18 protein-coding genes and 1 pseudogene are annotated in these 25536 nt (G+C 72.9%); 11 read left to right on the top strand and 8 right to left on the bottom strand.

Annotated elements, in window-relative coordinates; genetic code table 11:
* Positions 1 to 20 precede the first annotated feature (20 nt).
* Together ACGFZN_RS23360 and ACGFZN_RS23355 are read left to right on the top strand one after the other, a co-directional pair.
* The gene (locus ACGFZN_RS23360) at positions 21 to 1754 is read left to right on the top strand and encodes an ABC transporter ATP-binding protein (RefSeq protein WP_393860396.1); all 1734 of its coding nucleotides are present in this window, start codon (positions 21 to 23) and stop codon (positions 1752 to 1754) included.
* A complete protein-coding gene (locus ACGFZN_RS23355) occupies positions 1754 to 3682 on the top strand; it encodes an ABC transporter ATP-binding protein (protein ID WP_393860395.1) in 1929 nt (642 codons plus the stop codon). The genes ACGFZN_RS23360 and ACGFZN_RS23355 overlap by 1 nt, the downstream gene beginning before the upstream one ends.
* Before the next feature lie 47 nt (positions 3683 to 3729).
* On the opposite strand, the pseudogene ACGFZN_RS23350 reads toward ACGFZN_RS23355, so the two are convergent.
* The 5 genes and pseudogenes from ACGFZN_RS23350 to ACGFZN_RS23330 form a co-directional block, all read right to left on the bottom strand.
* A pseudogene (locus ACGFZN_RS23350) lies at positions 3730 to 4932 on the bottom strand (RNA polymerase sigma factor); the annotation flags it as partial.
* Positions 4933 to 5123: 191 nt separating this feature from the next.
* Positions 5124 to 7031, bottom strand: coding sequence for a DNA primase (gene dnaG / locus ACGFZN_RS23345; RefSeq protein ID WP_393860394.1), 1908 nt, complete (start codon positions 7029 to 7031; stop codon positions 5124 to 5126).
* A 57-nt stretch (positions 7032 to 7088) separates the two neighbouring features.
* Positions 7089 to 8354 carry an NAD(P)/FAD-dependent oxidoreductase gene (locus ACGFZN_RS23340; RefSeq protein WP_393860393.1) on the bottom strand — a complete coding sequence of 422 codons (1266 nt, stop codon included), beginning with the start codon at positions 8352 to 8354 and terminating at the stop codon, positions 7089 to 7091.
* Positions 8355 to 8457: 103 nt separating this feature from the next.
* Positions 8458 to 9729 carry a deoxyguanosinetriphosphate triphosphohydrolase gene (locus ACGFZN_RS23335; protein ID WP_393860392.1) on the bottom strand — a complete coding sequence of 424 codons (1272 nt, stop codon included), beginning with the start codon at positions 9727 to 9729 and terminating at the stop codon, positions 8458 to 8460.
* Positions 9730 to 9868: 139 nt separating this feature from the next.
* The gene (locus ACGFZN_RS23330; RefSeq protein WP_393860391.1) at positions 9869 to 10726 is read right to left on the bottom strand and encodes a sirohydrochlorin chelatase; all 858 of its coding nucleotides are present in this window, start codon (positions 10724 to 10726) and stop codon (positions 9869 to 9871) included.
* A gap of 153 nt (positions 10727 to 10879) precedes the next feature.
* Between ACGFZN_RS23330 and ACGFZN_RS23325 the strand changes: the two genes are divergently transcribed.
* The 3 genes from ACGFZN_RS23325 (at position 10880) to ACGFZN_RS23315 (ending at position 15213) form a co-directional block, all read left to right on the top strand.
* Complete coding sequence (locus ACGFZN_RS23325) at positions 10880 to 11560, top strand: vancomycin high temperature exclusion protein (RefSeq protein WP_393860390.1); 681 nt, start codon at positions 10880 to 10882, stop codon at positions 11558 to 11560.
* A gap of 2 nt (positions 11561 to 11562) precedes the next feature.
* On the top strand, positions 11563 to 13032 hold the full coding sequence (locus tag ACGFZN_RS23320) for a membrane-associated oxidoreductase (RefSeq protein WP_393860389.1): 1470 nt from the start codon (positions 11563 to 11565) through the stop codon (positions 13030 to 13032).
* A gap of 99 nt (positions 13033 to 13131) precedes the next feature.
* Entirely contained in the window at positions 13132 to 15213 is a 2082-nt protein-coding gene (locus tag ACGFZN_RS23315; protein WP_393860388.1) for a molybdopterin oxidoreductase family protein, read from the top strand.
* Between the two features lie 19 nt (positions 15214 to 15232).
* Here ACGFZN_RS23315 and ACGFZN_RS23310 read toward each other — a convergent pair whose 3' ends face one another.
* Positions 15233 to 16054 carry a MerR family transcriptional regulator gene (locus tag ACGFZN_RS23310; protein ID WP_393860387.1) on the bottom strand — a complete coding sequence of 274 codons (822 nt, stop codon included), beginning with the start codon at positions 16052 to 16054 and terminating at the stop codon, positions 15233 to 15235.
* An 83-nt stretch (positions 16055 to 16137) separates the two neighbouring features.
* On the bottom strand, positions 16138 to 16578 hold the full coding sequence (locus ACGFZN_RS23305) for a gamma-glutamylcyclotransferase family protein (protein ID WP_393860386.1): 441 nt from the start codon (positions 16576 to 16578) through the stop codon (positions 16138 to 16140).
* Positions 16579 to 16720: 142 nt separating this feature from the next.
* Here ACGFZN_RS23305 and ACGFZN_RS23300 point away from each other — a divergent pair, with 142 nt between their 5' ends.
* The 3 genes from ACGFZN_RS23300 (at position 16721) to ACGFZN_RS23290 (ending at position 19963) form a co-directional block, all read left to right on the top strand.
* The gene (locus ACGFZN_RS23300; protein ID WP_393860385.1) at positions 16721 to 18373 is read left to right on the top strand and encodes a M4 family metallopeptidase; all 1653 of its coding nucleotides are present in this window, start codon (positions 16721 to 16723) and stop codon (positions 18371 to 18373) included.
* Positions 18374 to 18666: 293 nt separating this feature from the next.
* Positions 18667 to 19173 carry a hypothetical protein gene (locus ACGFZN_RS23295; RefSeq protein ID WP_393860384.1) on the top strand — a complete coding sequence of 169 codons (507 nt, stop codon included), beginning with the start codon at positions 18667 to 18669 and terminating at the stop codon, positions 19171 to 19173.
* Positions 19174 to 19324: 151 nt separating this feature from the next.
* Positions 19325 to 19963 (top strand): class F sortase, encoded by a 639-nt coding sequence (locus ACGFZN_RS23290; RefSeq protein ID WP_393860383.1) that lies wholly within the window; start codon positions 19325 to 19327, stop codon positions 19961 to 19963.
* Positions 19964 to 20011: 48 nt separating this feature from the next.
* Here ACGFZN_RS23290 and ACGFZN_RS23285 read toward each other — a convergent pair whose 3' ends face one another.
* The gene (locus tag ACGFZN_RS23285; RefSeq protein ID WP_393860382.1) at positions 20012 to 20794 is read right to left on the bottom strand and encodes a sulfite exporter TauE/SafE family protein; all 783 of its coding nucleotides are present in this window, start codon (positions 20792 to 20794) and stop codon (positions 20012 to 20014) included.
* 570 nt (positions 20795 to 21364) lie between these two features.
* On the opposite strand from ACGFZN_RS23285, the gene ACGFZN_RS23280 reads away from it, so the two are divergent.
* The 3 genes from ACGFZN_RS23280 to nirD are packed head-to-tail and all read left to right on the top strand — an operon-like array spanning position 21365 to position 25529.
* A complete protein-coding gene (locus ACGFZN_RS23280; protein WP_393860381.1) occupies positions 21365 to 22582 on the top strand; it encodes an NAD(P)/FAD-dependent oxidoreductase in 1218 nt (405 codons plus the stop codon).
* Complete coding sequence (gene nirB / locus ACGFZN_RS23275; RefSeq protein ID WP_393860380.1) at positions 22582 to 25182, top strand: nitrite reductase large subunit NirB; 2601 nt, start codon at positions 22582 to 22584, stop codon at positions 25180 to 25182. The genes ACGFZN_RS23280 and nirB overlap by 1 nt, the downstream gene beginning before the upstream one ends.
* The gene (nirD, locus tag ACGFZN_RS23270; RefSeq protein ID WP_393860379.1) at positions 25179 to 25529 is read left to right on the top strand and encodes a nitrite reductase small subunit NirD; all 351 of its coding nucleotides are present in this window, start codon (positions 25179 to 25181) and stop codon (positions 25527 to 25529) included. Before nirB ends, nirD begins: the two co-directional genes overlap by 4 nt.
* Positions 25530 to 25536: the final 7 nt, after the last annotated feature.

Genomic DNA, 25536 nt, shown 5'->3' with positions numbered 1-25536 from the left:
CGACCTCCGGAAGACCCAGCGTGCTCATACGACTCCTGCGGGCCTATCTCAGGCCCTACAGAAAGCCCATCGCCCTCCTGGTACTGCTGCAGTTCCTGCAGACCTGCGCCACCCTCTACCTGCCCACGCTGAACGCGCACATCATCGACAACGGTGTCGTGAAGGGTGACACGGATTACATCCTCTCCTTCGGCGCCCTGATGATCGGTATCTCGCTGGCGCAGGTCGTGTGCAACATCGGTGCCGTGTACTTCGGTGCGCGGACCGCCTCAGCGCTCGGCCGGGACGTGCGCGGCGCCGTCTTCGACCGGGTGCAGTCCTTCTCCGCGCGTGAGGTGGGTCACTTCGGCGCGCCCTCGCTCATCACCCGTACGACGAACGACGTACAGCAGATCCAGATGCTGGTCCTGATGTCGTTCACCCTGATGGTGTCGGCGCCCATCATGTGCGTGGGCGGCATCGTGCTGGCGCTCGGCCTGGACGTGCCGCTGTCCGGGGTGCTGGTCGCGGTGGTGCCGGTGCTGGCGCTCTGCGTCACCCTCATCGTGCGCCGGCTGCGGCCGCTGTTCCGGTCGATGCAGGTGCGCCTGGACACCGTGAACCGGGTGCTGCGCGAGCAGATCACCGGCAACCGCGTCATCCGCGCCTTCGTGCGGGACGGTTACGAGCAGGAGCGGTTCGGGAAGGCCAACGGCGACCTGACCGACATGCAGCTGGCCACCGGGCGGATGCTCGCGCTGATGTTCCCGATGGTCATGACGGTGGTGAACCTGTCGTCCATCGCGGTGGTGTGGTTCGGCGCCCACCGCATCGACAGCGGCGGGATGCAGATCGGCGACCTGACCGCGTTCCTCGCCTATCTGATGCAGATCGTCATGTCCGTGATGATGGCCACCTTCATGTTCATGATGGTGCCGCGCGCGGAGGTGTGCGCCGAGCGCGTCGAGGAGGTCCTCGGCACCGACTCCAGCGTGGTCCCGCCGGCCGCGCCCGTCACCGAGCTGCGCGCGCACGGCCATCTGGAGCTCCGGGGCGCGGGCTTCCGCTATCCGGGCGCCGAGGAGCCGGTGCTGAAGGCCGTCGACCTGGTGGCCCGCCCGGGCGAGGTGACCGCCGTGATCGGCTCGACCGGCAGCGGCAAGTCCACGCTGCTCGGGCTGGTCCCGCGGCTGTTCGACGCCACCGAGGGTGAAGTCCTGGTCGACGGCGTGCGGGTGGACGAGGTCGACCCGAAGCTGCTCGCCCGGACGGTCGGACTGGTGCCGCAGAAGCCGTACCTGTTCGCGGGCACGGTCGCCACCAATCTGCGGTACGGCAATCCGGACGCGACCGACGAGGAACTGTGGCACGCGCTGGAGGTGGCGCAGGCCAAGGACTTCGTGCGGAAACTGGAGGGCGGGCTGGACGCGCCGATCGCGCAGGGCGGCACCAACGTCTCCGGCGGTCAGCGGCAGCGGCTCGCCATCGCCCGCACCCTGGTGCAGCGGCCGGAGATCTACCTCTTCGACGACTCCTTCTCCGCGCTCGACTACGCCACCGACGCCGCCCTGCGCGCCGCGCTCGCCCGGGAGACCGCCGAGGCGACCGTCGTCATCGTCGCCCAGCGGGTGGCGACCATCCGCGACGCCGACCGGATCATCGTGCTGGACGAGGGCCGGGTCGTCGGCTCCGGCCGGCACCGGGAACTGATGGCGGCCAACGAGACCTACCGGGAGATCGTGCTCTCCCAGCTGACGGAAGCGGAGGCTGCCTGATGGCCGGGCCCATGGGACGCATGATGGCCGGGGGCGGCCCCGACCAGCGCTCGATGGACTTCAAGGGGTCGGGCAAACGGCTCCTGTCCCACTTCAGACCCGAACGGTTCACCATCTACGGCCTGCTGCTCTGCGTGGTCGTCAGCGTGACCCTGAACGTGATCGGCCCGAAGATCCTGGGCCGGGCCACCGACCTGGTCTTCTCCGGCATCATCGGCCGGCGGATGCCCGCCGGGGCCACCAAGCAGCAGGTCCTCGAACAGATGCGGGCCCATGGCCAGGGCCGGATCGCGGACATGCTGCAGGGCACCGACTTCACGCCCGGCAAGGGCATCGACTTCGGCGCCGTCGGCACCGTCCTGCTGCTCGCGCTGTGCACGTTCCTGGTCGCCGGCCTGCTGATGGCGGTGGCGACCCGGCTGGTCAACCGGTCCGTGAACCGCACCATGCTGCGGCTGCGCGGCGCCGTGCAGACGAAGCTGTCGCGGCTGCCGCTGTCGTACTTCGACCAGCGCCAGCGCGGCGAGGTGCTGAGCCGGGCCACCAACGACATCGACAACATCGGGCAGACGCTCCAGCAGTCGATGGGCCAGCTGATCAACTCGGTGCTGAGCATCATCGGCGTGCTCGCGATGATGTTCTACGTCTCCTGGATCCTGGCGCTGGTCGCGCTGGTCACCGTGCCGCTGTCGTTCCTGGTGGCGACCCGCGTCGGCAAGCGGTCGCAGCCGCACTTCGTGCAGCAGTGGCGCTCCACCGGCAAGCTGAACGCCCACGTCGAGGAGATGTACACCGGGCACGCCCTGGTGAAGGTGTTCGGCCGGCAGGAGGAGTCGGCGAAGCAGTTCGCGGAGCAGAACGAGGCGCTGTACCAGGCCGCGTTCAAGGCCCAGTTCAACAGCGGCGTCATGCAGCCGCTGATGATGTTCGTGTCGAACCTGAACTACGTGCTGGTCGCGGTCGTCGGCGGCCTGCGGGTGGCGTCCGGCGCGCTGTCCATCGGTGACGTGCAGGCGTTCATCCAGTACTCGCGCCAGTTCTCCATGCCGCTGACGCAGGTCGCGTCGATGGCGAACCTGGTGCAGTCCGGTGTCGCCTCGGCCGAGCGGGTCTTCGAACTCCTGGACGCGGAGGAGCAGGAGGCGGACCCGGTGCCGGGCGAGCGGCCGGCCGAGCTGCGCGGGCGGGTGTGCCTGGAGCACGTGTCGTTCCGGTACGAGCCGGAGAAGCCGCTGATCGAGGACCTGTCGCTGACCGTGGAACCCGGTCACACGGTGGCCATCGTGGGCCCCACCGGCGCGGGCAAGACCACGCTGGTCAACCTGCTGATGCGGTTCTACGACGTCACCGGCGGCCGGATCACCCTCGACGGGGTGGACATCCGGAGGATGACGCGCGACGAACTGCGGTCCGGGATCGGCATGGTGCTGCAGGACACCTGGCTGTTCGGCGGCACCATCGCGGAGAACATCGCCTACGGCACCTCCCGGGAGGTCACCCGCGGGGAGATCGAGGAGGCCGCGCGGGCCGCGCACGCCGACCGGTTCATCCGCACCCTGCCCGACGGGTACGACACCGTCATCGACGACGAGGGGACGGGGGTCAGCGCCGGTGAGAAGCAGCTCATCACCATCGCGCGGGCGTTCCTGTCCGACCCGGTGATCCTGGTGCTGGACGAGGCGACGAGTTCCGTCGACACCCGTACCGAGGTGCTGATCCAGAAGGCGATGGCGAAGCTGGCGGCCGGACGTACCTCGTTCGTGATCGCGCACCGGCTGTCGACCATCCGGGACGCCGACACGATCCTCGTCATGGAGAACGGGTCGATCGTCGAACAGGGCGCGCACGCCGAGCTGCTGGCGGCCGACGGCGCGTACGCCCGGCTGTACAAGGCCCAGTTCACGCAAGCCGTGGCCGAGGTGGACTAGGCACCAGGGGGACCGCCGGCCGGCGGTCCCCCTCTTTTCCGGTCTTCTCAGTCCAGGTAGCCCCTGAGCTGATCCGCGAACGCGTGGTCCCGGAGCTTGTTGAGGGTCTTGGACTCGATCTGCCGTATCCGCTCCCGGGTCACCCCGAACAGCCGGCCTATCTCCTCCAGCGTGCGGGGCCGGCCGTCGATGAGCCCGTAACGGAGCTGTACGACCTTCCGCTCGCGCTCGCCGAGCGTCGACAGCACCGCCTCCAGGTGCTGGCGCAGCAGCAGGAACGCGGCCGACTCGACGGGGCTGGCGGCGTCCCCGTCCTCGATCAGGTCGCCGAGGGCCACGTCGTCCTCCTCGCCGACCGGGGCGTGCAGCGAGACCGGTTCCTGGGCGAGGCGCAGCACCTCCGAGACCCGCTCGGGCGGCAGGTCGAGGTGCGCGGCGACCTCCGCGGGCGTCGGCTCGTAGCCCCGTTCCTGCAGCATGCGCCGCTGCACCCGGACGACCCGGTTGATCAGCTCGACGACGTGCACCGGGACGCGGATGGTGCGGGCCTGGTCGGCCAGGGCCCGGGACATGGCCTGGCGGATCCACCAGGTGGCGTAGGTGGAGAACTTGTAGCCGCGGGCGTAGTCGAACTTCTCCACCGCGCGGATCAGACCGAGGTTGCCCTCCTGCACCAGGTCGAGCATGGTCAGGCCGCGGCCGACGTAGCGTTTGGCGACGGAGACGACGAGCCGCAGATTGGCCTCGATGAGCCGCCGCTTGGCCATCCGCCCCATGACCACGAGCCGGTCCAGATCGAGGGCCAACTCGCTGTCCAGGTCAGGGGTGTTGCTCAGCTTCTCCTCGGCGAACAGGCCGGCCTCGACGCGGCGGGCGAGTTCGACCTCCTCGGCGGCGGTGAGCAGCGGGATGCGGCCGATCTCGCGCAGGTACTGGCGGAACAGGTCGGCCGAGGGGCCGGCGGTCTCGGTCCGCGCCGACACGGCCGCCTCGACGGGTTCGGCGGTCTCCTCGGGCTCGTCCACGAGCGCTTCCGCCGGCGGTTCGGCCGGCTCGGCGGGCCCGTTCTCCGGGTGGAGGACGGGGCGGCTCTGCGGGGGCACGGCCATGAGGACGTCCGGCTCGGCGTCCGGGTCGTCCGCGGTGGTACCGGTGGCGCTGTCGGTCTGGGTGAGGGTCTGGGTCTGCACGGGGGCGACCTCCAGGATGATCGCTGCCGTCGGCTGCGGCAGCGGCACTTCGGAAGCGGAGAGTCGACGGCCTGCGCTCCGAGGACTCGGGCACCGGACCCAGTGTGGGGGAAGACACATCCCCGCCACGAGGGGCGTGCGGTGACTTTTTGCGTCCGGTCCGTCACCGGTCGGTTACCCGGTTCGCCGGACTATGCGCTCGGCAACTGCGGGCCTTTGGGTACCGGAGGGGGGCAGGGCGGTGCAGGCCCCTACAGCGCCTCCGCGCCCCGCTCGCGGAGTGCCTGGTCGTACTGCTGGAGGACCCACAGCTCGTTCTGTACGGCGGCCAGTCGGGCGGGGTCGCCGCCGCCCGCGAGGCGCGTCATCTGGGACTGGATGTCGTGGATGCGGCGTTCCACCGCGCGGCGGCGGATCTGGACCAGGACCGTGCCGGCGTAGACCTCGTCGACCGTGCGGCGCAGGATCGGCTCGACCGCCAGTTCGGTGACCATCGCGCGCACGGTGTCGTCGGGCGCTGCCTCGCGGACCCGGACCAGGTACTCCTGCGGGTCGGGTACGCCGTACTCGGCGCCGCCCGCCTCGGCGATCGCCTGGCGCACGGCCGCGTACGGCGGCGCGGTGAACTCGTCCACGCCGTAGGCGTCGAAGGCCGGGGAGACCAGTTCGGGGCGCTGCAGGGCGAGTTTGAGCAGTTCCCGCTCGGCGGCGTAGACCGGGTTGCGCAGGGTGAGCGCCGGGCCGCTGCTGACCGGGCGGGACGCGGGCGCCGCCCACTGCCGGTCGGCCGGGCGCGTCCGGTCCTGCTGCGCGGAGCCCTTGCCCTCCCTCGCCCAGCGGGCCAGCTGGGCCACCCGCCGGACCACGAACTGGGTGTCGAGGATGCCGAGCATGCCGGCGAGTTCGACCGCGACCTCGTGCTGGGCGCCGCTGTTCTTGATGCGGGCGACGACGGGCGCCGCCTCGTCCAGCGCGGCGGCCCGGCCGGCCGGGGTGTCCAGGTCGTAGCGGCTGACGATGTGGCGGAGCGCGAACTCGAAGAGGGGGGTGCGGGGTTCGACCAGGTCCGCCACCGCCTCGTCGCCCTTGGCCAGCCGCAGCTCGCAGGGGTCCATGCCGTCCGGCGCGATCGCGATGTACGTCTCGGCGGCGAACTTCTGGTCGTCCTCGAAGGCGCGCAGGGCCGCCTTCTGGCCGGCGGCGTCGCCGTCGAAGGTGAAGATGACGCGCGCGCTGCCGTTGTCCATCAGCAGCCGGCGCAGGATCTTGATGTGCTCGCCGCCGAAGGCCGTACCGCAGGTGGCGATGGCCGTCGTCACCCCGGCGAGGTGGCAGGCCATGACGTCGGTGTAGCCCTCGACGACGACGGCGCGGCTGGTCTTGGCGATCTCCTTCTTCGCGAGGTCGATGCCGTACAGCACCTGGCTCTTGCGGTAGATCGCCGTCTCGGGCGTGTTCAGGTACTTCGGGCCGTTGTCCGCCTCGTACAGCTTGCGGGCGCCGAAGCCGACGACCTCGCCGCTGATGTCCCGGATCGGCCACATGAGCCGGCCCCGGAAGCGGTCGATGGGGCCGCGCCGGCCCTCCTGGGCCAGACCGGACAGGAGCAGTTCCTTGTCGGTGAAGCCCTTGCCGCGCAGATAGCGGGTGAGGTGGTCCCAGCCCTGGGGGCTGTAGCCGACGCCGAAGTGCTCGGCGGCGGCCTGGTCGAAGCCGCGCTCGGCGAGGAAGACCCGGCCGGTCTCGGCCTCGGGGCTGGTGGCGAGCTGCTCGGCGTACCACTGCGCGGCGATCTTGTGGGCCTCGACCAGGCGGATGCGCTCGCCGCGCTGGTGGGCCGGGTTGTACCCGCCCTCCTCGTAGCGCAGCGTGATGCCGGCCTGGGCCGCCAGCCGCTCCACCGCCTCCGAGAAGGACAGGTGGTCCACCTTCATCACGAAGGTGATGGTGTCGCCGCCCTCCTGGCAGCCGAAGCAGTGGAAGAGTCCCTTGCTCGGGCTGACCTGGAAGGACGGCGACTTCTCGTCATGGAACGGGCACAGGCCCTTGAGGTTGCCGCCGCCCGCGTTGCGCAGCTGGAGGTACTCGGAGACCACGGCGTCGATCGGGACCGCGTCCCGTACCGCCTTCACGTCCTCGTCGTTGATCCGTCCTGCCACGAGGTGATTCTACGGGGCACCGCCGACACACCCGGGGTGCGCTGACACACCCTGTGCTCAGGAAGCGAGGCTGTCCAGAGGCACGTGCGGGTCGCCCAGGGCGTCCAGGTCCACCGGCGCCGCGGACCGGATGAGTTTCTGGATCGGCTCTGTGACATCCCACACGTTCACGTTCATCCCGGCCAGGACCCGGCCCTCCTTCACCCAGAAGGCGATGAACTCCCGCTTCCCGGCGTCGCCCCGGATCACCACCTGGTCGTACGACCCGGCGGGCGCCCAGCCGCTGTACTCCATGCCGAGGTCGTACTGGTCGGTGAAGAAGTAGGGCACGCGGTCGTACGTCACCTCCTGGCCGAGCATCGCGCGCGCGGCGGCCGGTCCGCCGTTCAGGGCGTTGGCCCAGTGCTCGACCCGCACCCGGGTGCCGGACCCGACGAGCGGGGAGTTCGCCGCGTCACCGGCCGCGTAGATGTCCGGGTCGGACGTGCGCAGCCGCTCGTCGACGACGATGCCGCCGCCCTGCGCCCGGTCGGCGATTTCAAGGCCCGCCGCCTCCGCGAGGCCGACGCGGGGGGCCGCGCCGATCGCGGCGAGGACGCCGTGCGCCGGGTGCTCCTCGCCGTCGTCGGTGCGCACGGCGAGGACCATGCCGTCCTGCCCGACGATCTCGGTGAGCCGGCGCCCGAAGTGGAAGCGGACGCCGTGCTCGCGGTGCAGCTCGGCGAAGACCTCGCCCAGCTCGGGGCCGAGCGCGCCGTGCAGCGGGGTCGGCGACGGCTCGATCACGGTGACCTCGGCGCCGTACTCGCGGGCCGCCGCCGCGACCTCCAGGCCGATCCAGCCGGCGCCCGCGATCACGAGGTGCCCGTTGTCCCGGCCGAGCGAGCCGAGCACGCCCTTGAGCCGCTCGGCGTGCGCGAGCCGGCGCAGGTGGTGCACGCCGGCCAGGTCGGTGCCGGGGATGTCCAGGCGGCGCGGCTCGGCGCCGGTGACCAGGAGCAGTTTGTCGTAGCGGACCAGGGTGCCGTCGTCGCCGAAGCGGACCGTCTTCGCGCTGCGGTCGATGCGGTCGACGAACTGGCCGAGGTGCAGCTCGATGTCGTTGCGCGCGTACCAGGCCGGCTCGTGCACGAAGACGCTGTCGCGCTCGGCCTTGCCGAGCAGGTAGCCCTTGGACAGCGGCGGACGCTCGTAGGGGTGGTCGCGCTCGTCACTGATCAGTATCACCCGGCCGGTGAAGCCCTCCGCCCGGAACGTCTCGGCCGCCTTCGCGCCGGCGAGTCCGCCCCCGACGATGACGAATGTCTGATCCGCGTCGACCACTTGATGCCTCCTCGTAAGGGTGCCGCCACATGCGAGCGTCCCGCACCGGGCGTGCTGCGGGAAGGGGGAGTGACCCGATCAGGCCACGGACGACATGTTCCTTTCACATATGCCCCGTCAGTCTCGCGTGGAGCGAGCGTGCGGAGGCGTCCGTGAGGGAGGCGATCTGGTCGACGATCACCCGCTTGCGCGCGTGGTCGTCGTCTGCCCCGTCGAACAGTGCCCGAAACTGCGGGTCGAGGCCGTCCGGCGCGCGGGCGGTGAGCGCCTCGGCCAGCTCGGCCACGACGACCCGCTGATCGGCGCGCAGCCGCTCCTGCTCGGCGCGCTGCATCACATACCGGTCGGCGACCGCCTTGAGCACCGCGCACTCCATCCGCGTCTCGCGGGGTACGACCAGCTCGGCGCCGTAGCGGGTGAGCCGGCCGGAGCCGTACGCGGCGCGGGTGGCGCCCTCGGCGGCCAGGCAGAACCGGCCGATGAGCTGGCTGGTGGCGTCCTTCAGGCGGGCCTGGGCGACCGCCGTGCCGTCGTAGCCGTGCGGCCACCACTCCTCGTCCTGGAGCCGGTCGAGGGCGGCGGCCAGCTCGGCCGGGTCGGTGTCCGCCGGGGCGTACCGGCCGACGGCCACCTCGAACACCGCCTGCCGCTCCGGCTCGGCGTGCAGGCAGTTGGGGTCGATGTGCCCGGCGTGCAGCCCGTCCTCCACGTCGTGCACCGAGTACGCCACGTCGTCGGACCAGTCCATGACCTGGGCCTCGAAGCAGGTGCGGATGCCGGGGGCGTGGGCGCGGACCCAGTCGAACACCGGGCGGTCGTCCTCGTAGACGCCGAACTTCCGCGACGCCGGGTCGGTGGGGTGGGCGCCGCGCGGCCAGGGGTACTTGGTGGCGGCGTCGAGGGCGGCCCGGGTGAGGTTGAGGCCGACGGACCGTTTCTCGGTGAACCGCTTCGGCTCGATGCGGGTCAGGATCCGCAGCGACTGGGCGTTGCCCTCGAAACCTCCGCAGTCGTCCGCGAAGGCGTTCAGCGCCTGTTCGCCGTTGTGCCCGAAGGGCGGGTGGCCGAGGTCGTGGGCCAGACAGGCGGCCTCCACCAGATCCGGGTCGCAGCCGAGGGCCGCGCCCAGCTCCCGGCCGACCTGCGCGCATTCGAGCGAGTGGGTGAGGCGGGTGCGGGGGCTGGCGTCCCACACCCGGCTGCGGGCTTCCGGGGTGACGACCTGGGTCTTTCCGGCGAGGCGGCGCAGGGCGGCCGAGTGGAGGATGCGGGCGCGGTCGCGCTGGAAGGCGGTGCGGCCGGGGCGTTTGTCGGGCTCGGGGGCGTAACGCTCCGCTGAGGTGGGGTCGTACGCTGCGTCGGGTGCGCCTTCCATAGCTCGACAGTAAGCCCACTCGTCTGCCGGGTTCTGTTGTCGGGCGGGTGCGGGTGCGTCGCGGTTCCCGCGCCCACGCGGCGGAGCCGCATGTCGACACAGCCCCGCGCCCCTCAGCCGGTACTGCCCCGCGCCTCTTTCACGCTGAAGCCAGTTCCGCCTGCCCCATCGCCCTCGCCTCGTCGTACCGGTGCAGGACCAGACGCGCCATCGCCGGGTGCGTCCCCAGCGGGGCCGACGCCGTCCACGGCGCCGCGTCCGCGCACTGCGTCGCGAAGCGGCCCGGTGCCGTGAAGTACGAGGCGACCGCCACCCGGTGCCGGCCGCGCGCCGTCAGGGCCCGTACGGCCGTGGGGACGGCCGGGGTCGCCGCCGAGGCGTAGGCCGGGACGACCGGCACGCCCAGGCGGTCGGCGAGGAGGCGGGCGGTGCGGCGGGTGTCGGTGGCCGAGTCGGGGTCGCGGGAGCCCGCCGCCGCCAGGACCACCGCGCTCGCGCGCCGGGTCGCGGCGTCCATGGCCGTCGGCCAGCCCGCCTCCACCAGGCGGTCGTACAGGGCCTCGGCCAGCAGCGGGTGGGGGCCGAGCGGGGCGGCCCGGCGGGTGCGGGCCGGGGCGGCGGCGGCCAGCTCGGGGATGTCCCGCTTGACGTGGTAGCCGCGGGACAGCAGCAGCGGGACGAGGACGGCGGAGGTGTCGCCGAGGGCGGCGAGGGTGTCCGGGAGCAGCGGCTCGTTCAGCTCGATGTGGCCCAGGCGGACGGGGACGGCGGGCCGCAGTTCGCGCACCCGCTCCGCAAGGGCCTGCACGGTCTCGAGGGCGCGGGGGTCACGGCTGCCGTGGGCGACCAGGACCAGGGCCGGGGCCGGGCGGCGCCGGCCGAGCGGGGACAGCAGGCGCAGCCGGCCGGTGACCTGGCTGCTGATGCTGTCCATGAGGTGGGCCGTGCTGTCGAGGTGGGCGCGGGGCTCGGAGCGGGGAGGATGCGACGCCGTCATGACAGGATCCTGACGGCGTGAGGTTGCGGGGCCGTTGCCGGGCGGTGACGGGCGTTTTCCGCTGCTTCACGTCGTACGGACGCTCGATGTGAGGCGAACCGGACGGGGGCGGACGGCGTCTTTCCCGGGCGACAGCAGATCTTGGGGGGCCGGATGAGGATCCGTCGACCGCGGCTGCCGCGCACCCGCACGGGGCAGCGGCGGCTGGTGCAGGCCGTGATGGCCGGGTGTGTGCTGGCGCTGCTGCCGGCGACCTGGCTGTTCCTGTCCACGGACGGCCGGCTGCGCACGGCGGCGGACGTCCCGCGGGCGCCCGTGGCGGTGGTGTTCGGCGCGGGGCTGTGGCACGGGGAGCCGTCGCCGTACCTGGCGCACCGGCTGGACGCGGCGGCGCGGCTGTACCGGCAGGGGCGGGTGCAGGTCCTGCTGGTCACCGGGGACAACAGCCGCAAGGACTACGACGAGCCGGACGCCATGCGCGCCTACCTGACGCGGCACGGGGTGCCCGGCGACCGGATCGTCCGGGACTACGCCGGGTTCGACACCTGGGACTCCTGTGTGCGGGCCAGGAAGATCTTCGGGGTGGACCGGGCCGTGCTGGTCAGCCAGGGTTTCCACATCCGGCGCGCGGTGACGCTGTGCGAGGCTGCGGGGATCGACTCGTACGGCGTCGGGGTCGCCGAAAAACACGACGTGACCTGGTACTACGGCGGGACACGCGAGGTGTTCGCGGCGGGCAAGGCGCTGCTGGACGCGGTGTTCCACCCGGATCCGACGTTCCTCGGACCGCGGGAGACCGGGGTCGCCAGGGCGCTGGCGGGAGCACGGGGCTGAGCGTGGAGATCACGGACCTGACGCCCGCCGAGCGCCGCGTGTGGGAGGCCTTCCCGCTCGGCGAGGGCATCGACTTCCGGGAGGGCGAGGACGAGGACGCCGCGGACGGCGCCGCGTGGGGGCCCGGGCGCACGCTGCGGGCCCGGGTGCTGCGGGAGCTGCTGCTGGGCGGCCCGGTGCGGGAGGGACGCGTCGCCGGGCTGAAGGTGACGGGCGCGCGGATCACCGGCCGGCTGGACCTGACGTACGGCACGGTCGGCCATCCGGTCCGGCTGCGCCACTGCCACTTCGAGCAGGCGCCCGATCTGTACGGGGCGCGGATGGTCGCCCTGGTCCTGAGCGACTCGGTGCTGCCGGGGCTGACCGCGGGGAATCTCCGGGCCGAAGGGGTCGTACGGCTCACCTGCTGCCGGATCCCGGGGCCGGTGCGGCTGCAGGGGGCGAAGCTGGCCGGGGCGCTCTTCGCGAACGGCGCGCACCTGGGCACGCCCGGCGAGGTGCCCGAGGAGGCCGTGCTCCAGCTCGGCCACGCCGAGGTGGGCGCGGACGTGTGGGCCCGGGGGCTGGTCGCGCACGGCGAGGTGCACCTGAACGGCGCGGTCGTCCGCAACCAGGTCAACCTCAACGACGCGGAGCTGAACGCCCCCGGGAGGACCGCGCTGCACGCCGAGGTCCTGACGGTCGGCACCGACCTGCACGCCATGCGGCTGCGCGCCCGGGGCCGGGTCAACCTGAGCGGCGCCCGGATACCCCGCCAGCTCAACCTGGCGTACGCCCGGCTGTCCAACCCGGGCGGCCCGGCCCTGCGCGCCAGCAGCAGCGCCATCGGCGAGCTGTGGCTGCGGGAGGCCGCGCCCGTCGAGGGGGACGTCAACCTGCGCCGGGCCCAGCTCGACCTGCTGCACGTGCCGCCCGAGGTGTGGCCCGGGCGGGTGCAGCTCGACGGGCTCGGCTACCGCATGCTGACCCCGCACCTGCCCGCCGAGCGGCGTCTTCCGCTGCTGGAACGCGACCGGGACGGCTACCTTCCGCACCCCTACGAGCAGCTCGCCACGGCGTACCGCACCGTCGGCGACGACGCGGCCGCGCGCACCGTGCAGCTGGCCAAGCTGCGCCGGCACCGCCGCACCCTGCCGCCGTACGCCCGGCTGTGGGGCCTGCTGCAGGACGCGGCCGTCGGCTACGGCTTCCGGCCGATGCGGGCGGCGCTCTGGCTGCTGCTCCTGCTGTGCGCCGGCACGCTCGCCTTCGCCCTGCACCGTCCGCCCGCGCTGAAGCCGTCGGAGGCGCCCGGGTTCAACCCGCTCTTCTACACCCTCGACCTGCTGCTGCCGATCATCGACTTCGGCCAGGAGGGGGCGTACGCGCCGCGGGGCTGGTACCAGTGGCTGTCGTACCTGCTGATCGTCACCGGCTGGGTGCTGGCCACGACGATCGCGGCGGGCGTCAGCCGCTCCCTGAGCCGCCAGTAGGGACCTCACGGCGCCCCCGGCCGGGCGGGGAGGCCGCCGTGCCGGGCGTGTAACCGAAAGGCGGGCGGTGCCGTAACACGTCCGACGCACGCTGGCGGCATGGAGACCATCGCCGCGACGCCGACCCACTGCCCGTACTGCGCCCTGCAGTGCGGGATGAACGTCACGCCCCTGCCGCAGGGCGGCGCCGAGGTCTCGGAGCGGGCGGACTTCCCGGTGAACCGGGGCGCGCTGTGCGGCAAGGGCCGTACGGCGGCCCAGGTGCTGTCGCCCGCGGTGCGGCTGACCTCGCCGCTGGTGCGTTCCGGCGGCCGGCTGGTCGAGGCGGGCTGGGCGGAGGCGCTGGACCGGATCGCCGAGCGGCTCGGGGGGATACGCGAGGAGCACGGCGCGGACGCGCTGGGCGTGTTCGGCGGGGGCGGGCTGACGAACGAGAAGGCGTACGCGCTCGGCAAGTTCGCGCGGGTGGTGCTGGGCACCTCGCAGATCGACTACAACGGCCGGTTCTGCATGTCGTCGGCCGCGGCGGCCGGCACCAGGGCGTTCGGTCTCGACCGGGGCCTGCCCTTCCCGCTGGAGGACATCCCGAGGACGGGCTGCGTGATCCTCGTCGGCTCCAATCTCGCCGAGACCATGCCGCCGTCGCTCCGGTTCTTCACGGAACTGCGGGAGAACGGCGGCACGTTGATCGTCGTCGATCCGCGCCGGACGCGCACGGCAGAGCAGGCGGACCTGCACCTGGCCCCCCGCCCCGGCACCGATCTCGCCCTGGCGCTGGGCCTGCTGCACCTGGTGGTGGCCGAGGGACGGACGGACGAGGCGTACATCCGGGAGCGGACCAGCGGCTGGGAGCAGGCGCGGGCCGCGGCGATGGCGCACTGGCCGGAGCACGTGGAGCGGATCACGGGGGTGTCCGTCCCGCAACTCCGTGAGGCGGTAAGGATGTTCTGCGAGCCGGAGAACGCGATGGTGCTGACCGCGCGCGGGCCGGAGCAGCAGTCCAAGGGCACGGACACGGTGGGTGCGTGGATCAACCTGTGCCTGGCGACGGGGCGGGCGGGCCGCCGGCTGTCCGGGTACGGCTGCCTGACCGGTCAGGGCAACGGGCAGGGCGGGCGTGAACACGGCCAGAAGGCCGACCAGTTGCCCGGCTACCGCAAACTGGACGACCCCGAGGCGCGGGCGCACGTGGCCGGCGTGTGGGGGGTCGACCCGGACGCCCTCCCCGGCCCGGGACGCAGCGCCTACGAGCTCCTCGACGCCCTCGGCACCGAGATCCGGGCGCTGCTGCTGATGGGTTCCAACCCGGTGGTGTCGGCGCCGCGCGCGGCACACATCGAGGAGCGCATCAGGTCGCTGGACTTCCTCGCCGTCTGCGACGTGGTGCTGTCGGAGACGGCCGAGCTGGCGGACGTGGTGCTGCCGGTCACCCAGTGGGCGGAGGAGACGGGCACGACGACCAGCCTGGAGGGCAGGGTCCTGCTGCGCCGCCGGGCGGTCACCGCGCCGCCCGGCGTCCGCAGCGACCTGTACGTGCTGCGGGAGCTGGCGGCCCGGCTGGGGGTGGAGAAGGGCTTCCCGGCCGACCCGGAGGAGGTCTTCGAGGAGCTGCGCCGGGCGAGCGCGGGCGGCCCGGCGGACTACTCGGGGATCACCTACCGGCGGCTGGCCGAGGACAACGGGGTGTTCTGGCCGTGCCCGTCCGACGACGAGGCGGCCCATCCGGGCACCCCGCGCCTGTTCCTGGACCGGTTCGCCACGCCGGACGGCCGGGCCCGGTTCGTGCCGGTGGCCCACCGCCCGACGGCGGAGGAACCTGACGCCGAGTACCCGCTGCTGCTGACCACCGGCCGGGTGGTGGCGCAGTACCAGTCGGGCGCCCAGACCCGGCGCGTGGCGGACCTGAACGCCGCCGCGCCGGGCCCCTTCGTGGAGCTGCACCCGCGCCTCGCGGCCCGGATCGGAGCGGCGGAGGGCGACCCGGTGGCGGTGGTCTCCCGGCGGGGCCGGGCCGTGGCGCCGGCGAGGATCACGACCGCGATCCGCCCGGACACCGTCTTCATGCCCTTCCACTGGCCGGGCGAGGGCCGCGCGAACACCCTCACCAACCCCGCCCTCGACCCCACCTCCCGCATGCCGGAGTTCAAGTCGTGCGCGGTGCGGGTGGAGGCCGCGCGCTGAGGCCGGGCGGCGGGACGCCTCAGGCCCGGGTGACCGGCGCCTGGAGTTCCGTCACCCAGTCGTCGCGGTTCTCGGGGCACTCCAGGTTGACCTCGCGGGGGTAGCCGGTCGACCGGTAGCCGCCTGCGTCGATCCAGCGGGCCAGGGTCTGGGCGGTGGGCAGGACGGTGTCCATGGAACCGCGGTGCACGATGGTCGCCGCCCGGCCGAGGGAGGGCAGGTCGAGAATCCGGAAGGTGCCGTCCTGGACGGGGGCGGAGACCTGGACGGCGGCGTGGACGGTGATCCTGCCGCCGCCCTCGGGGGCGTCCTCGTAGTGGGCGATGCCGGGGCCCGTGGGGGTGATGCCCGCCGCCCGAAGGCGCCGGAACAGCTCGGCGTAGAGCGGGCCGATGACCGGGCCGATGTGCTCGGGCCCGAAACTCGCGGCGGTGGCGGTCAGCTCCGCCACCCGGACGGCGGGGACGTTCTTGAGGACGACGTCGTTCGTGGGCATGTGCCCCTCGCTCTCGATCGCTCGGAGCCTCGCCTCGACCTGGACCAGCCGTGCGGCCGCGGCGGCCGCGGCGGTCTCCAGTTCCGCCCGCCGCAGCCGCAGCATGCCGCGCAGCTCCTCGGCGCCGGCCTTCTCGTCCACGATGTCCCGGACCTGCCGCAGGGAGAAGCCGAGGTCCTTCAGCGCGATGATCCGGTTGAGGCGGGCGAGCTGGGCCGCGGTGTAGTAGCGGTAGCCGCTCACGGGGTCGACGTGGGCCGGGCGCAGCAGTCCGGTCGCGTCGTAGTGACGCAGCATCCGGACCGAGACGCGGCCGTGCCGGGCGAAGTCTCCGATGGTGAACATGATGTCTCCGAGCCGACCGCCTGACACGGTGTGAGGGTCAAGAAGCCCGCGCGGGCGTTCTGGCGTGGTGGGGTGAGCCGTCGTCAGCGGCGGGACAGCCAGTCGCCGCCGTCGATGGGGGTGCCGGTGGCGCGCAGGCGGGCGGCGACGGGCTCGGCGGCGAGGTAGACCCAGGCGAGGGCGGTGGTGCCGTCGGCGCGGGTGACCGGTCTGGCGGCGCGTTCGTACAGGTTGCGGGGGTCGCCGGGGGTGTACTCCTCCAGGCGGTCCAGGGCGGCGAGCAGGCCGGGGTACGACTCGGGGCGGGCGGTGACGAGTTCGCCGTGGATCTCGGCGCCGGGGTGTTCCACGGCGTAGGGATAGCCGGGGCCGTCGTACAGTGCGGCGCCCCGCAGGCGGGCCGGTTCCTCGGACGCGGTGCGGTCCCGCAGGAACAGGTCGTGGTTCGGTTCGCCGGGGCGGAGCGTGCCGTAGACGAAGAAGGGCAGCGGGGTTCCGGGCTCCTCGAGCTCCTCAGTGATCACGGAAACGATTCTGTACCCCCTTCGGCTCCACACACATCTCCATGAAGGGGCTATGGACATGACATGTCATGGCTCCTTAAATCTCTGGGAACAGCGCCGCCGCCCCCCACGCCCAGCCAGGCGCTTCCCCCCGAGGAGACCGATGAGCCGGATAGGCCAGCACGTCCGAGGATCCCGTCGTCTCGCCACCACCGCCAGCGTCGCCGTCACCACCGCGACCCTGCTGTCCGTGGCCCTGTCCCCCACCGCCCACGCCGACGCCAGACCGACCCGGGCCACCGCGATCCAGAACGCGGCGTCCGCGCTCCTCGCCCACGCCGCCGGGCTGGGCCTGACCTCCGCCGAGCAGACCAGCGTCCGCGACGTGATCGTGGACGGCAACGGCACCCAGCACGTCCGCTACGACCGCACCTACCGCGGACTGCCCGTGCTGGGCGGCGACTTCGTGGTCCACCTCGCCCCGGACGGCGCCTACCGCAGCGCGAACCGGGCCACCCGCGGGACCATATCCCTGGACTCGGTCCTCCCGGCGGTCTCCGCCACCAAGGCCGCCGGCCTCGCCGTGAACGCGCTGCGCGCCCTCCATCTCGGCGACACGCTCAGGCAGGTCAAGGCCAGGCCCGAGCTGATCGTCGACGCCCTGCACGGCGCCCCGAAGCTCGCCTGGCGCACCGACGCGGCCGGCGTGGACTCGCTCGGCAACCCGGTCGCCCGCACGGTGCTGACCGACGCGCGCACCGGCCGTCAGATCGACGCCTGGGACAGCATCGAGACCGCCGCCGGCGACGGCAAGTCCCTCTACAGCGGGACGGTGCCGCTCGAGACGACGCAGTCGGGGTCGTCGTACCAGCTCAAGGACCCCACGCGCGGCAACACCTACACCGGGGACGCCGGGGGCAAGACGGACCTGTGCGTCCTCGGCATCTGCTTCAGCAGGGCGCCCGCCGACCTGTTCACCGACGCCGACAACCACTGGGGCAGCGGCACCACCGCCGACCGCGCCTCGGCCGCCGTCGACGCCCAGTACGGCACGGACATGACGTGGGACTACTACAAGAACGTCCACGGGCGCAACGGCATCGGCGGCGACGGCAAGGGGTCGTACAACCGCGTCCACTACGGCAGCAACTACAACAACGCCTTCTGGGACGACAGCTGCTTCTGCATGACCTACGGCGACGGGGACGGGACCACCTTCGGGCCGCTGGTCGCCCTCGACGTCGCCGGGCACGAGATGACGCACGGCGTCACCTCCAAGACGGCCGCGCTGACCTACTCGGGCGAGTCCGGCGGGCTCAACGAGGCCACCTCGGACATCCTCGGCACGATGGTCGAGTGGTACGCGAACAACCCCTCCGACCCCGGTGACTACCTCATCGGCGAGAAGATCGTGAAGCCCGGCTTCGGCCAGACCGCCCTGCGCTACATGGACAAGCCGTCCAGGGACGGCAACTCGGCGGACTACTGGAGCAGTTCGGTCGGCAACCTCGACGTCCACTACTCCTCCGGCGTCGCCAACCACTTCGCCTATCTGCTGGCGGAGGGCAGCGGCCCGAAGACCATCAACGGGGTGAGCTACGACTCGCCGACGTACAACGGCTCCACCGTCACCGGCATCGGGCGGGACAAGGTCGGCAAGATCTGGTACCGGGCGCTGACGGTCTACATGACCTCCTCGACGAACTACGCCGGGGCGCGCACGGCGACCCTCAACGCCGCCAAGGACCTGTACGGGGCGGGCAGCACGGAGTACAACGCCGTCGCCTCGGCCTGGAGCGCCGTCAACGTGAACTGAACACCGGGGAACCCTCACGCGTGCGGAACGCGGCAGGCCGGCGCCGGGACGGGCGCCGGCCTGCCGCGTTCCGGCGCACTCCATTCGTGTTCTCTTCGCACAGCCCCCTCACCGCCCCCGCCGGACCGCCTGTGACCTGGGGGAACACGCCGGTGGCTGGTCCGTGTGGGGGGCGGGGCGCGACACCCGTTCACCGCATTCCTGACGAGGCGTCAGAGAGCGGAGGCGGGCCGGAGCCAGTTACCTCGGAAGGGCAGGGCACACACCAGTCGGACAAGCTCTGGGGAGCACCCATGCTACGCACCGCCCGTCTGCTGACCGGTACCGCGCTCGTCGTGGCGGCCGCGGCGCCCGCCTGGGCCGGTACCGGCAGCCTGGACGTGTACCCCGCGACCGTGACGCCCGGCGGCCAGGTCACGGTGAACACCGCGGCGTGCGGCGAGAAGGGCTCGGCGGTCGGGGACGCGGGCGCGGTCGGCGCCGGCACCTTCACGCTGGCGCCCAGCTCGCACCAGGGCGAGGCGATCGGCCAGTTCCAGGTGCCGCCGGGGGCGCAGCCCGGGACGTACGAGATCGTCGCCAAGTGCGCGGAGGGCGGACGGCAGGTGACGGGCGACCTGGTGGTCGCGGTGAGCGCGGCGCACGATCAGGTGCAGCCGCGGGGAAGCATGAAGACGGGGGTCGGCGGCGCACTCGGCACCGACCCCGTGCAGACCACGGCGGGTGTGGCGGCACTGGCCGTCGCCGCCGTGGGCGGTACCTGGCTCCTGCATCGCCGGGCGAGAGGCGACGGGATCTGACGGACACCCTCCGCTGTCCGTCCGCCGGTACCGCAACGTCCACCCCCTCCGGGTCCGATGCCCCTCGCGGCCCGGAGGGGGAGGGCCGCCACCGAAGTCCCCGGAGGCCCGCCGTCACGCGTTCTCGGGGTCTGCCTTCTGAGAGGTTGGTATGCGCAGCAGAAGCAGGCACGACAGGCTCGGCGACACCGCGATAGCCGCGGTCACCGTCGTGGCGCTCGGCTCCGGGGTGTGGCTGCTGGGCGGCGCCAGTGAGACGCACGCGCCGCCCCAGCCGGCCGCCGCCGAGGGCCGCCCGGAGCCGGGAGGCGCGCGGTCCGCCGCCCCCGCCCTCGCCCCGTCGGTGCCCACCCGGATCCGGATCCCCTCCATACGCGTGAACGCCCCGCTGATGGGCCTGTCCCTCACCCGCTCCGGCAGCCTGGACGTGCCGCCCGCCCGGAACAAGAACCTGGCCGGCTGGTACGAGGCCGGCACCATGCCCGGCGAGACCGGCACCGCGATCGTCGCCGGCCATGTCGACAACGCCGAGGGCCCCGCCGTCTTCTACGACCTCGGCGCGCTGAAGCGGGGCGCCCGGATCGACGTGGACCGCCGGGACGGCTCCGTGGCCGTGTTCACGGTGGACGCGGTGGAGGTGTACGCGGCGAACAACTTCCCCGACGACAAGGTGTACGGCGCCGCCCCCCGCCCCGAACTCCGGGTCATCACCTGCGGCGGCGGCTACTCGAAGAGCACCGGCTACCTGGGCAACGTCGTGGTGTTCGCGCACCTCACCGGGAGCCGCTGACCCGCCGGACGCCGAGCCACCGTCGGCCTGCCGCCGGCCTTCCGTCCGCTACGCCGCCCACTGCTCGTACGCCAGGTTCGCCACCAGCGCGAACACGACCGTCAGCAGCACCACCCGGACGAAGCCGCTGCCCTGTTTGAGCGCGGTGCGGGCGCCGAGGGCGCCGCCCGCGAGGTTGAAGACGGCCAGCAGGGCCGCCGGCTGCCACAGGACCGTGCCCTGCCAGGAGAACATCGCCAGGGCGCCGGCGTTGGTGCAGCAGTTGACGATCTTCGCGGTGGCCGAGGCGGTGACCAGGTCCAGCCGGAGCAGCGCGGTCAGGGCGAGCACCAGGAAGGTCCCGGTGCCGGGGCCGATCAGGCCGTCGTAGAAACCGATGCCCAGGCCGGCCAGGCCGATCGCGGCGAGCTTCTGCCGCCGGGTGGCCGGCCCGGTCGCCGGAGCCGTGCCGAAGGCCGGGCGCAGGATCACGAAGGCTCCGACCCCGAGCAGCACCACCATGATCACCGGCTTGAGCACCTCCGTGCTCATCCCGGCCGCGAGGAAGGCGCCCACCGAGGAACCGGCGAGCGCGGCGAGCCCGATCCGTACGGCCGTCCCGACGTCCACCGGCGCCCTGCGGGCGTACGTCACCGCCGCCCCGGTGGTGCCGACGATCGCGACGGCCTTGTTGGTGCCGAGCGCCCACGCGGCCGGGGTCCCCGACGGCAGCCCGAGCAGCAGGGCCGGCAGAAGCAGCAGGCCGCCTCCGCCCACCACCGCGTCGATCCACCCGGCCGCCAGCGAGGCGGCGCACAGCAGGGCCAGGGTCGTCATAGGTATGCCGGACATGATCGCGACCCTAACCTCGGCCCCCCGAAGCACGCCCAGCCGTATCGCCATGCGACCAGCCACACCGGCAGCCCCGGCCCACAAAGACCGCACCGGCCATCCGCCCGCCACGCGGCAGTCCCAACCGGCACAGGCCACATCGCCCTGCGGCCCGCGGCCCGCCGTGACGGGAGTCCCCACCCGCACAGCCGCACCGAGCGACCCACCACACCGGCAGCCCCCGCCGACACAGACCGCACCGGCCCCGCCACCAGCCGCGACGGAAGACCCCACCCACACAGCCGCACCGGCCCGCGACCCACCACACCAGCAACCCCGCCCACGCAGGCCGCACCGGCCCGCCGCCCGCCGCCCGCCGCACGGAAGACCCCACCCACACAGCCGCCCGGCCCGCGGCCCGCCAAGACGGCAGTCCCCCGGTCCGGGACCAGCCCCAGGCCGCCGCCGTACCCGGGAGACGACCGACCCTCCGGACCTCACAGGCCCAGGCGCCGCAGGCTGAGGGCAGCGTTCCTCGTGGGAAACAGGGGTGATGCGGCCGGGTAACGTCGGGGCCGCACGCTCGAGGACATGACCTCGAATACGCGTGTGGTGGTGATCGGCGCCGGCCTCGCGGGCGTACGGCTCGCCCGGCGGCTCGGCGAACTGGGCACGCCCGCGCTGCTCGTCGGCGAGGAGGAGCACCCTCCGTACAACCGGGTGCTGCTCGCCGAGGTGCTGGCCGGCCGGTACGCCCCCGAGGTGATCGGCCTGCCCGCGCCGGACGGGCTGCTGCGCGCCCGGGTCACCGGCATCGACCGGGGCGCCCGGACCGTCAGCTGCGCCGACGGCTCCTCGATCGCATACGACACGCTGGTTCTCGCCACCGGGTCCAACCCCGTGCTGCCGCCGCTGCGCGGCCTGTTCACCCCGGACCACCAACTGCCCGAGGGCGTCCACGCGTTCCGCACCATGGACGACTGCCTGGGGCTGGCCAAGGCGGTCCGGCCGGGGGCGCGCGCGGTCGTCATCGGCGGCGGACTGCTCGGCGTCTCCGCCGCCCGCGCGCTCGCCGTACGCGGCGCGCAGGTGGTCCTCGCCCAGCAGGCCGAGCGGCTCATGGAGCGCCAGCTCGACCCGGACGCCTCCCGGCTGGTGCTGCGGCACCTCACCGACCTGGGCGTCGAGGTGCACACCGAGTGCCGGGTGCGGGACGTGCGCTCGGTCGCGGGAGCCGTCCGGTCGGTGGAACTGGCCGACGGGTACGCGCTCGACGCGGACCTCGTCGTCCTCGCCTGCGGGGTGCGCCCGCGCACCGGGCTCGCCGAGCAGGCCGGCCTCGCCGTCCACAAGGGCATCCTCGTCGACGACGAGCTGCGCACCTCCGACCCGCGCATCCACGCCGTCGGCGACTGCGTCCAGCACGACGGCACGGTCTACGGCCTGGCCTCACCGGCGCTCGAACAGGCCGACGCGCTCGCCGAGTTGCTCGCCGGCGACTCCCGCGCCCGGTACTCCGGCACGCGTTCCCTGACCCGGCTGACCCTCACCGGCCCGGGCTCCCCCTTCGACCTCGCCGCGTTCGGCGAGACCGAGGCCCGCCCGGGCGACGACGTCGTGCGGCTCGCCGACGCCACCCGCGGCACCTACCGCAAGGTCGTCGTCCGCGACGACCGCCTGGTCGGCGGGGTCCTCGTCGGCGAACTCGGCACCGTCGGCGCGCTCGCCCGCGCCTGGGAGGGAGCAGAGCCGCTCCCGACGGACGGCGGCCCCCTGCTCCACCTGCTCACCAACGACGGAGGCTCCTGATGTCCACGGACACCACCCCCACGATCGTGCTCGTCGGCCACGGCATGGTCGGCCAGCGCTTCCTCGAAGCGCTCGCCGAGCGCGGCCTGACCGCCACGCACCGCGTGGTCGTGCTGTGCGAGGAGCCGCGCCCCGCCTACGACCGCGTCGCCCTCACCTCGTACTTCTCGGGCAAGAGCCCCGAGGAACTCTCGCTGACCGACCAGGGGTTCCTCGACGCGCACGGCATCGAGCTGTACGTCGGCGACCCCGCCGAGACCGTCGACCGGGCGGGCAGGAAGGTGACGGCCCGCTCCGGCCGGGTCTTCGCGTACGACACCCTCGTGCTCGCCACCGGCTCCTACCCGTTCGTGCCGCCGGTGCCGAACAAGGACGCCGAGGGCTGTTTCGTCTACCGGACCATCGAGGACCTGCTCGCCATCGAGCAGTACGCGAAGACCAGGGCCAGGACCGGCGCGGTGGTCGGCGGCGGTCTGCTCGGCCTGGAGGCGGCCGGTGCCCTCAACGGGCTCGGACTGGCCACGCACATCGTGGAGTTCGCGCCGCGCCTGATGCCGGTGCAGGTCGACGAGGGCGGCGGCGCGGCGCTGCTGCGCACCATCGAGGGCATGGGTCTGACCGTGCACACGGGCGTGGGCACGCAGGAGATCGTCACGGACGCCTCCGGCGCCGTCACCGGCATGAAGCTGTCCGACGGCTCCGAACTGGCCGCGGACATGGTGGTGTTCAGCGCCGGTGTGCGCCCGCGCGACCAGCTGGCCCGGGACTGCGGCCTGCCGGTCGGCGAGCGCGGCGGCATCACCGTCGACGAGCAGTGCCGTACCGTCGGCGACCCGCGCGTGTTCGCGATCGGCGAGTGCGCGCTGGCGGCGGACGGCCGGGTGTACGGCCTGGTGGCGCCCGGCTACGAGCAGGCGGAGACGGCCGCGGCCGCCATCGCCGAGGACGAGGCGTCCTTCACCGGCGCCGACCTGTCCACCAAGCTGAAGCTGCTCGGCGTGGACGTGGCGTCCTTCGGCGACGCGCACGGCACCGCCGAGGACTGCCTGGACGTCGTCTACTCCGACTCCCGCGCCGGGCTGTACAAGAAGCTGGTCATCGGCGCCGACGGCACGCTGCTCGGCGGCATCCTGGTCGGCGACGCCGAGGCGTACGGCACCCTGCGCGCGCTGACCGGTTCGGTGCCCCCCGTCTCCCCCGAGTCGCTCGTCCTGCCCGCCGGAGCCGGCTCGGGGGCCCAGCTCGGCCCGGCCGCCCTGCCGGACGAGGCGATCATCTGCTCCTGCCACAACGTCAGCAAGGGCACCATCCGGGGCGCGGTGACGGAGCACCAGTGCACCACCGTGCTGGAGGTGAAGAAGTGCACCAAGGCCGGCACCGGCTGCGGCTCCTGCGTGAAGGTGCTCGGCCAGCTGGTCGACGCCGAGCTGGAGGCGTCCGGCGTGGAGGTCGACAAGGGCCTGTGCGGCTGCTTCGCGCAGACCCGCGAGGAGCTGTACGAGATCGTCCTCGCGCTGCGCATCGCGTCGTACCAGGAGCTGCTGGACCGGTACGGCCGTGAGGGCGCCCGGGGCGGCGACGGATGCGAGGTCTGCAAGCCGGCGGTCGGCTCGATCATCGCCTCGCTCGCCCCGGCGATCGGCGCGAGCGGCTACGTCCTGGACGGCGAGCAGGCGGCCCTTCAGGACACCAACGACCACTTCCTGGCCAACCTGCAGAAGAACGGCTCGTACTCGGTGGTGCCGCGGATCCCCGGCGGCGAGATCGCGCCCGAGAAGCTCATCGTGATCGGCGAGATCGCCCGCGACTTCGGCCTCTACACGAAGATCACCGGCGGCCAGCGGATCGACATGTTCGGCGCCCGGGTCGAGCAGCTGCCGCTCATCTGGGCCCGGTTGGTGGACGCCGGCTTCGAGTCCGGCCACGCGTACGGCAAGGCGCTGCGGACCGTGAAGTCCTGCGTGGGTTCCACCTGGTGCCGGTACGGGGTGCAGGACTCGGTGAGGATGGCGATCGACCTGGAGCTGCGCTACCGGGGACTGAGGTCGCCGCACAAGCTGAAGTCGGCGATCTCCGGCTGCCAGCGCGAGTGCGCCGAGGCCCAGTCGAAGGACTTCGGGGTGATCGCCACCGCGAACGGCTGGAACCTGTACGTCGGCGGCAACGGCGGCGCCACCCCGCGCCACGCCGACCTGCTGGCCCAGGACCTGTCCGACGCCGAACTGGTCCGTCTCATCGACCGGTTCCTGATGTTCTACATCCGCACCGCCGACCGCCTGGAGCGCACCTCGACCTGGCTGGAGCGCATCCCCGGCGGCCTCGACCATGTGCGGGACGTGGTGGTGCACGACTCGCTCGGCATCTGCGACGAGCTGGAGCAGCTGATGCGGGCCCACATCACGCACTACCGCGACGAGTGGGCGGAGACCATCAACGACCCCGAGAAGCTGGCCCGGTTCGTGTCCTTCGTGAACGCCCCGGACACCCCGGACCCGGTCGTCGCCTTCGTCCCCGAGCGCGACCAGATCAAGCCCGACCTGCCGCTGCTGAACATCGGCATGCGGCCCTCCGACGACGTCCTGGAAGGAAGCGCCCGATGACCCTGGCTGTCGAGACCACCGATGTGAAGGTGCAGCTCCGCGTGGCGGAGGGCTGGTTCACCGCCTGCGACCTGAGCGCGCTGACGCCGGGCCGCGGGGTGGCCGCCCTGCTGCCGGACGGCCGCCAGGTGGCCCTCTTCCGGGACCGCGCCGACCGCCTGTACGCCGTCGACAACCGCGATCCCTTCACCGGTGCCGCCGTCCTCTCCCGCGGTCTGACCGGCACCCACGCCGGCCGCCCGTTCGTGGCCTCCCCGCTGCTGAAGCAGCGCTTCGACCTGGTCAGCGGCCAGTGCCTGGACGACGCGGAGGTCCGGGTGGCGGCGTACGAGGTGCGCGCGGCCTGAACTTGCT

It is taken from the genome of Streptomyces sp. NPDC048192 (assembly GCF_043202415.1).
In the GTDB taxonomy this organism is placed as follows: Bacteria; Actinomycetota; Actinomycetes; order Streptomycetales; family Streptomycetaceae; genus Streptomyces.
This window is presented reverse-complemented; position numbering and strand designations above follow the sequence as displayed.

Bases quoted from the DNA above. Each gene is read 5' to 3' on its own strand.
- ACGFZN_RS23355 (WP_393860395.1), top strand. From the start codon at position 1,754: ATGGCCGGGCCCATGGGACGCATGATGGCCGGGGGCGGCCCCGACCAG.
- ACGFZN_RS23335 (WP_393860392.1), bottom strand. From the start codon at position 9,729: ATGGAAGGCGCACCCGACGCAGCGTACGACCCCACCTCAGCGGAGCGT.
- ACGFZN_RS23330 (WP_393860391.1), bottom strand. From the start codon at position 10,726: ATGACGGCGTCGCATCCTCCCCGCTCCGAGCCCCGCGCCCACCTCGAC.
- ACGFZN_RS23325 (WP_393860390.1), top strand. From the start codon at position 10,880: ATGAGGATCCGTCGACCGCGGCTGCCGCGCACCCGCACGGGGCAGCGG.
- ACGFZN_RS23315 (WP_393860388.1), top strand. From the start codon at position 13,132: ATGGAGACCATCGCCGCGACGCCGACCCACTGCCCGTACTGCGCCCTG.
- ACGFZN_RS23310 (WP_393860387.1), bottom strand. From the start codon at position 16,054: ATGTTCACCATCGGAGACTTCGCCCGGCACGGCCGCGTCTCGGTCCGG.
- ACGFZN_RS23300 (WP_393860385.1), top strand. From the start codon at position 16,721: ATGAGCCGGATAGGCCAGCACGTCCGAGGATCCCGTCGTCTCGCCACC.
- ACGFZN_RS23295 (WP_393860384.1), top strand. From the start codon at position 18,667: ATGCTACGCACCGCCCGTCTGCTGACCGGTACCGCGCTCGTCGTGGCG.
- ACGFZN_RS23290 (WP_393860383.1), top strand. From the start codon at position 19,325: ATGCGCAGCAGAAGCAGGCACGACAGGCTCGGCGACACCGCGATAGCC.
- ACGFZN_RS23285 (WP_393860382.1), bottom strand. From the start codon at position 20,794: ATGTCCGGCATACCTATGACGACCCTGGCCCTGCTGTGCGCCGCCTCG.
- ACGFZN_RS23280 (WP_393860381.1), top strand. From the start codon at position 21,365: ATGACCTCGAATACGCGTGTGGTGGTGATCGGCGCCGGCCTCGCGGGC.
- nirB (WP_393860380.1), top strand. From the start codon at position 22,582: ATGTCCACGGACACCACCCCCACGATCGTGCTCGTCGGCCACGGCATG.
- nirD (WP_393860379.1), top strand. From the start codon at position 25,179: ATGACCCTGGCTGTCGAGACCACCGATGTGAAGGTGCAGCTCCGCGTG.